Origin of the sequence: Nevskia sp., from assembly GCF_023266035.1 — a bacterium.
In the GTDB taxonomy this organism is placed as follows: domain Bacteria; phylum Pseudomonadota; class Gammaproteobacteria; order Nevskiales; family Nevskiaceae; genus Nevskia.
The window spans coordinates 1-6353 of record NZ_JAHFRY010000186.1; the positions used below are offsets into that span (position 1 = coordinate 1).

Consider the following 6353-nt stretch of genomic DNA (forward strand, 5'->3'; position numbering starts at 1 on the left):
GGCGGCGGGCCGGGCTGGGTCGCCGCGTTCGCCGAAGGCTTGGGCACGGTGATCGCGCTCGATCTGGCGGTGCTGCTGGCCGGCGTGCTGTGCCTGAATGCTGCGTGTCGCGCGAAGCCTGTAGCGCCTGCCGCCACGGACCAGCCGGCGCTTGAACTCGACGATCAGGCGCGCATCGCATGAGCCTGACAGCCATCGCCGCGAGTCTCGCGCTGATCGCCAGCCTGCTGCCGCTGCTGCTGATCGCGCGGCGCGATCCGAAACGCCTGCGCGGGCTTGCGGCGACCCATCTGGCACCACATGGCCGTGGTCCCCGGCGAACGCTGACGCTGTTCGTCCTGCTGCCTGGCGCGGTCCTGATCGGCTTCGGCGACTGGCCGGCGTTTCTGATCTGGCTCGGCGCGTTGACCGCCTCCGGCTGGCTGCTGGTGCAGTGGCTGGCGGTGCGTGTCTGAAGCGTTCTTCGCAAATCGCTGCAAGCTCGTCGAGCTAAATCGAAGTTCCAAGCCGACGCTCTCGCCAACGAAAAAGTCACCCTGAACGGGTGACTTTAAAATCGTTCAAAACAAGAATTGAGTGGTCGGGGCGACAGGATTTGAACCTGCGACCACTTGCCCCCCAGGCAAGTGCGCTACCAGACTGCGCTACGCCCCGATGCTTGAATTGTAACCCGCAAAGCTCGTGGCGGGCTTCGAATATTTGAGCCTGTTTGTGCTCAGACCGGCCAGCGATCTAGCAGCGATTGCAGCTCGTTGCGGATGTCCTCGAGGTGCTGCTGGCGCAGGCTGCCGGTGTTGCCAGCTTCGGCAATCGGCGTGTTGGCAGCGGCAGTCGGTACCAGCGGACGAATGATCTGCGTACCGATCTCGACTCTCGGCTGTTCCTTGAGGCGCAGACGCGCGGCGCCGATGGTGTAGCCCTGTTCGTACAGCAGGCTGCGAATGCGGCGGATCATCTCGACATCGTCGTGCTGGTAGTAGCGGCGATTGCCGCGCCGTTTGGCCGGCTTGAGCTGCGGGAATTCCTGCTCCCAATAGCGCAGCACATGCGCCTTCACGCCGCACAGCTCGCTGACTTCGCCGATGGCGAAATAGCGTTTGCTCGGAATCTCCGGCAGCGGTTCGAGCTTATGCGTCGGCTTCATCAACACTCACTCGGAGCCGCAGCTTCTGGCCGGGGCGGAAGGTCACGACGCGGCGCGCGGAGATCGGAATCTCCTCGCCGGTTTTCGGGTTGCGTCCGGGACGCTGGCTCTTGTCGCGCAGCTCAAAATTACCGAAGCCGGACAACTTCACTTCTTCGCCGTGTTCCAGGCGCTCGCGCACCTCTTCGAAGAAATGGTCGACGAACTCCTTGGCTTCACGCTTGTTGAGCCCGAGTTCCTCGAAAAGAGCCTCGGCGAGCTCGGCTTTGGTCAGCGCCACAGTTGCTATTCTCGTACCGATCCACCCAATCGGGCCTGAACGCTGGCGGCCACTTGCGCGGCTACGGCGTCAACTTCTTCAACATTCAGGGTGCGTGAATAATCCTGAAAAATCAAGCCGAAGGCGATGCTTTTGCGACCCGCAGGCAAGCCCGCCCCGCGGTAGACGTCGAAGGTTTGCAGGGTCTTGAGCAGCGGCGCCGCGGCCTCGCGAATGACCTCGACGAGCGCCTGCGCAGCGACTGCTTCATCAACCACGAAAGCGAGATCACGGCGTGAAGACGGAAACTCGGAAACGCCACCCGGAGCGGGCAGGGCGAGGCTGCGTACGGCCGCCCAGTCCAGCTCGAACAGGTACAGCGCTTCGCTGATATCGAAGGCTTCGGCGAGACGCGGATGAAGTGCGCCGAGCCAGCCGACCGCTACGCCATCCCGAAGAATGCGTGCCGTGCGTCCCGGGTGCAGCGCCGGGTGCTGGCCTGACTCGTAGCTGAGCGTTGTGCCGAACAAGGCTTCGAGATCGGCCTTGGCATCGAAGAAATCGACCGGACGAGTGGCCGCGCCCCATTGCTCGGGAAGCTGCGGGCCGGCGATCAAGCCAGCAAGCTTCGCCTGCTCGCGATTGCCGTTGCCTTCGAGCGCATAGACCGCGCCGGCTTCGAACAGACGCGCACGCTTCTGCTGACGTTGGCGGTTGTATTGCCAGGTCGGGATCAGGCCGCTCCAGATTGTGGTGCGCATCACCGCCATCGTTTCGGCGATCGGATTGTCGAGCAGTACGCCCGGCGTTTCCGGATCGAGCTGCGCCTGCAGCTTCGGATCGACAAAGCTGTAGGTGACCACTTCCTGATAGCCGCGGGCGACCAGCGCGTCCTTGATCCGATCGAGCGGGCGCTGGGTTTCCTTCGGCGAGAACGGCGCCAGCTCGGCGGCGTAGGCGCGCGGCGCGATGTTGTCGTAGCCATGCAGGCGGCCGATCTCCTCGACCAGATCGGCTTCGATGCGCAGGTCGTAGCGATGCGGCGGTACTTTCGCCTTCCAGCTACTGGCGCCGGTCGGGTTCACGGCCAGTCCCAGGCTGTGCAGCAACGGCACGACGCGATTGACCGGAATCTCGCAGCCGAGCAGACGGGTGATCTGCGAGTGACGCAGCGTGATTTCAGCGACATGCGCGGGTGCGATGCCGACCTCGACGATCGGCCCGGCTCGGCCGCCGCAGATCTGCTGCACCAGGGCGGTGGCGCGTTCCAGCGCCTGACGCTGTAGCGCCGGATCGACACCGCGCTCGAAGCGGTAGCGCGAATCGGACAGCAGCTTGTGGCGTCGGCCGGAGGTGGCGATCGACACTGGTTCGAAGCAGGCCGCTTCCAGGAACACCGAAGTGGTCTGTGCGGAGCAACCGGACGCGGTTCCGCCCATGACGCCAGCCAGGACCAGCGGGCCGGTGTCGTCGGTGATCAGCAGGTCGCGCGGGTCGAGCGTGATCGTCTGCTCGTTGAGCAGCTTGAGCTGCTCGCCGGCCTTGGCGCGACGGACGCGGATCGCGCCCTTGAGCTGATCGGCATCGAAGCCGTGCATCGGCTGGCCGAGTTCGAGCATCACGTAGTTGGTGATGTCGACCACCGGATGAATCGTGCGGATACCGCAGCGACGCAGACGCTCGCTCATCCAGTCCGGCGTGCGCGCTTTCGGGTTCAGGCCGATGACCACGCGCCCGACGTAATGCGGGCAGCCACCATGATCGTCGACGATCACGTTGACGCGGGTTTCCGGCTCGACCACTGCCGGGCGGATGCGCGGCGGCGTCATCTGCAGGCCGTACAGCGCGGCCGTTTCGCGGGCCAGCCCGGCGATGCTCAGGCAGTCACCACGATTCGGCGTCAGCTCCAGGACCAGCAACTGGTCAACGAGGCCGAGATGCTTTTCGATCGGCGTGCCAGGCACTGCCTTCGGATCGAGCTCAAGCAGGCCTTCCGACTTCTCGGCCAGGCCCAGTTCGGACGCCGAGCAAAGCATGCCGCTGGACTCGACGCCGCGCAGTGCCGCCTTGCCGATCTCGGTGCCGTTCGGCAACACGGCGCCGGGCAGCGCGGCCGGCACCAGGATGCCGGGACGCGCATTGGCCGCGCCGCAGACGATCTGCAGCACTTCGCCGGTGCCAGCGTCGACTTCGCAGACTCTCAGACGATCGGCCTGAGGATGTGGCGTGGTGCTGATGATCTTGCCGACGACGATGCCCTTCGGCAGCACGTCGAGCATCGGCTCAGCCTCGCATTCGAGGCCGGCCATATTCAGCTTGTGAGCGAGTTCGGCCGCAGTGGCGGGTGGGTTGACCCACTCGCGCAGCCAGTTTTCTGAGAGCTTCACTTGAACTGCTCCAGGAAACGAAGATCGTTGTTGAAGAACAGACGGAGATCGTCGACGCCATAACGCAGCATGGCCAGGCGCTCGACGCCCATGCCGAAGGCATAACCGGTGTAGCGCTCGGGATCGATGCCGACCGCGGCCAGCACGTTCGGATGAATCACGCCGCAGCCGAGCACTTCGAGCCAGCGCGTGCCCTTTTCGGGATCGCCCCAGCGGATGTGGACATCGGCACCGGGTTCGACGAACGGGAAGTACGAAGGCCGGAACAGCGCTTCGACTTCGCGCTCGAAGAACAGCGACAGGAATTTCTGCAGGTCGTGCTTCAGATCGGCAAGGCCGACGTTCTCGGCGACGTACAGGCCCTCCACCTGATGAAACATCGGGCTGTGAGTGCGATCGAAATCGACTCTGTAGACGCGGCCCGGGCAGATGATGCGGATCGGCGGCTTGCGATCGAGCATGGTCCGCACCTGCACCGGGCTGGTGTGGGTGCGCAGCAGGCGGGCGCCGTTCAAGGCGTAGAAAGTGTCCTGCATCGCCCGCGCGGGGTGCGATTCGGGAATGTTCAGCGCCTGGAAATTGTGCCAGTCGTCCTCGATCTCCGGGCCCTGCACCGATTCGAAACCCATCGCGTTGAAGATCTGCTCGATGCGGCGAATGGTCCGCGACATCGGATGCAGCGCGCCTGCGGTGTCGCCGCGGCCGGGCAGGGTGACGTCGATCGTTTCCGAGGCCAGGCGGCGTTCCAGTTCGGCGTCAGCGATCGCGCGGGCGCGCGTTTCGAGCTGCACCGACAACTGCTCCTTGACCTTGTTGACCTGCTCGCCGAACGCCTTGCGCTGCTCGTGCGGCATGCCACCGAGGCTTTTCAGCAGATCGGTGACCCGGCCTTTCTTGCCGAGCAGATCGACGCGCAGCGCTTCGATCGCGCGAGGCTCTGCAGCGGCGGCGATATCGCTCTGCGCTTGCAGCAGCAGCTCGTCGAGATTGGGTGTGGAAATGGCGTTCATGGCACCGATCACGTGAGGAATTCGGGGGACACAAAAAAGGGGAGAGGCGAAAGACGCCGCTCCCCCGTTTTGCAGCCGGACAGCTTATGCGGCGAGCTTCAACTTCGCCTGCTCGACAAGCTTGGCGAACGCCGGCTTGTCGTGAATCGCGATGTCCGAAAGCATCTTGCGGTCGACCTGAATCTCAGCCAGGGACAAGCCATGGATGAACTTCGAGTACGACAGGCCCAGCTCGTTCGATGCCGCGTTGATGCGCTGAATCCAGAGCGCGCGGAACTCGCGCTTCTTGACCCGACGATCGCGGTAGGCGTACTGGCCCGACTTGATGACCTGCTGCTTGGCAGCGCGGAATACACGGCCGCGGGCGCCGTAATAACCCTTGGCCTTCTTCAGCAGCTTCTTGTGACGTGCGCGGGCAGTTACGCCGCGTTTGACTCTTGCCATCTCAAATTACCTTTCGATTGTCTTGTTCGCTGAGCGAATCTTCTATGTAAGCGACACTTCTACAACTGAGGTGACGCCTTGAGTCGTGAGACTCAGGCGTACGGGAGCAGCTGACGGACTTCTTTATTGTCCGAGGCATGCACCATCGTCGGCCCACGCAGGTCGCGGATGCGCTTGGGCGATTTCTTGGTCAGGATGTGCCGCTTGAACGCGCTGGAGCGCTTGAAGCCACCCTTGGCAGTACGGGAGAAGCGCTTGGCAGCGCCTTTGTTGGTCTTCAGCTTCGGCATTTCTTACGGCTCCAATGTGTTAGTGGTTCCATCAACCCTTGGAAAGTTGACTTCAGTGTTTACGCGGGCCCATCACCATGATGGCCTGCTTGCCTTCGAGTTTCGGGTGCTGCTCGACCAGCGCCAGTTCATCCAGTTCAGCTTTCAGGCGATCGATCAGTTTGAAACCCAGATCCTGATGCGCCAGTTCGCGACCCTTGTAGCGGATCACGATCTTGACCTTGTCGCCTTCCTCGAGGAATTCCTTGCAGTGCTTCAGCTTGGTCTGGAAGTCGCCTTCCTCGGTCGTCGGACGGAACTTCACTTCCTTGACCTGGATCTGCTTCTGCTTCTTCTTGGCGGCCTGCTGCTGCTTGTCCTTCTGATAGATGTACTTGCCGTAATCCATGATCTTGCAGACCGGTGGATCTGCATTCGGCGATACCTCTACTAGGTCAAGCCCGGCCTCTTCGGCCTTGGCAATGGCGTCACGCGTGAGCATGATTCCAACCTGTGCGCCATCCTCGGCGATGACACGTACACGAGGTACGTTGATTTCATCGTTCCGGCGATCCTGACGTTCCGCGCTGATACGCGTATCTCCCAAAAATCAACAAACAATGCGGCACGACCGAGGGTCGCCCGCGGAAAAGAGCGGCATTATAGGGAACGAGGGTGCCGCTAAACAAGTGCGCTTTCATATTGAGGCCGCAGCGCAGTTCGAAAGCCCATGCACCGGTTCCGCCACCCAACAAAAAAGCCCCGGTTTCCCGAGGCTTCTTCGAAACATCTTTTGGTAGGCGCGAATGGACTCGAACCATCGACCCCCACCATGTCAAG

At 62.7% G+C, this 6353-nt stretch carries 10 protein-coding genes and 1 tRNA gene; 2 read left to right on the forward strand and 9 right to left on the reverse strand.

All coding sequences use genetic code 11. The features are described from left to right. Positions 1-183, forward strand: a 183-nt coding sequence (locus Q0D45_RS20095; RefSeq protein ID WP_293397268.1) for a hypothetical protein, incomplete at its 5' end; no start/stop codon positions are given. Beyond that, a complete protein-coding gene (locus Q0D45_RS20100) occupies positions 180-455 on the forward strand; it encodes a hypothetical protein (protein ID WP_293397271.1) in 276 nt (91 codons plus the stop codon). The genes Q0D45_RS20095 and Q0D45_RS20100, both read left to right, overlap by 4 nt. 122 nt (positions 456-577) lie before the next feature. Here the strand turns inward: Q0D45_RS20100 and Q0D45_RS20105 are convergent. The 9 genes from Q0D45_RS20105 to Q0D45_RS20145 form a co-directional block, all read right to left on the reverse strand. Continuing rightward, positions 578-654, reverse strand: a tRNA-Pro gene (locus Q0D45_RS20105). A gap of 61 nt (positions 655-715) precedes the next feature. Further along, positions 716-1147 (reverse strand): MerR family transcriptional regulator, encoded by a 432-nt coding sequence (locus Q0D45_RS20110; protein WP_293397273.1) that lies wholly within the window; start codon positions 1145-1147, stop codon positions 716-718. Continuing rightward, positions 1128-1424 carry an integration host factor subunit alpha gene (locus Q0D45_RS20115; RefSeq protein ID WP_022975469.1) on the reverse strand — a complete coding sequence of 99 codons (297 nt, stop codon included), beginning with the start codon at positions 1422-1424 and terminating at the stop codon, positions 1128-1130. The genes Q0D45_RS20110 and Q0D45_RS20115 overlap by 20 nt, the downstream gene beginning before the upstream one ends. A gap of 5 nt (positions 1425-1429) precedes the next feature. After that, on the reverse strand, positions 1430-3790 hold the full coding sequence (gene pheT, locus Q0D45_RS20120; protein ID WP_293397276.1) for a phenylalanine--tRNA ligase subunit beta: 2361 nt from the start codon (positions 3788-3790) through the stop codon (positions 1430-1432). Further along, positions 3787-4800: a phenylalanine--tRNA ligase subunit alpha gene (locus tag Q0D45_RS20125; protein ID WP_293397279.1), complete on the reverse strand. Its 1014-nt coding sequence runs from the start codon at positions 4798-4800 to the stop codon at positions 3787-3789. Before Q0D45_RS20125 ends, pheT begins: the two co-directional genes overlap by 4 nt. 84 nt (positions 4801-4884) lie before the next feature. After that, positions 4885-5244: a 50S ribosomal protein L20 gene (gene rplT, locus Q0D45_RS20130; protein WP_022975472.1), complete on the reverse strand. Its 360-nt coding sequence runs from the start codon at positions 5242-5244 to the stop codon at positions 4885-4887. A gap of 92 nt (positions 5245-5336) precedes the next feature. Beyond that, positions 5337-5534, reverse strand: a complete 198-nt coding sequence (gene rpmI / locus Q0D45_RS20135; protein ID WP_022975473.1) for a 50S ribosomal protein L35 — start codon at positions 5532-5534, stop codon at positions 5337-5339. Positions 5535-5586: 52 nt separating this feature from the next. Beyond that, positions 5587-6120 (reverse strand): translation initiation factor IF-3, encoded by a 534-nt coding sequence (infC, locus tag Q0D45_RS20140; protein WP_084711322.1) that lies wholly within the window; start codon positions 6118-6120, stop codon positions 5587-5589. Next, positions 6071-6353: hypothetical protein (locus Q0D45_RS20145; RefSeq protein ID WP_293397289.1), on the reverse strand; the 283-nt coding region annotated here is incomplete at its 5' end. The genes infC and Q0D45_RS20145, both read right to left, overlap by 50 nt.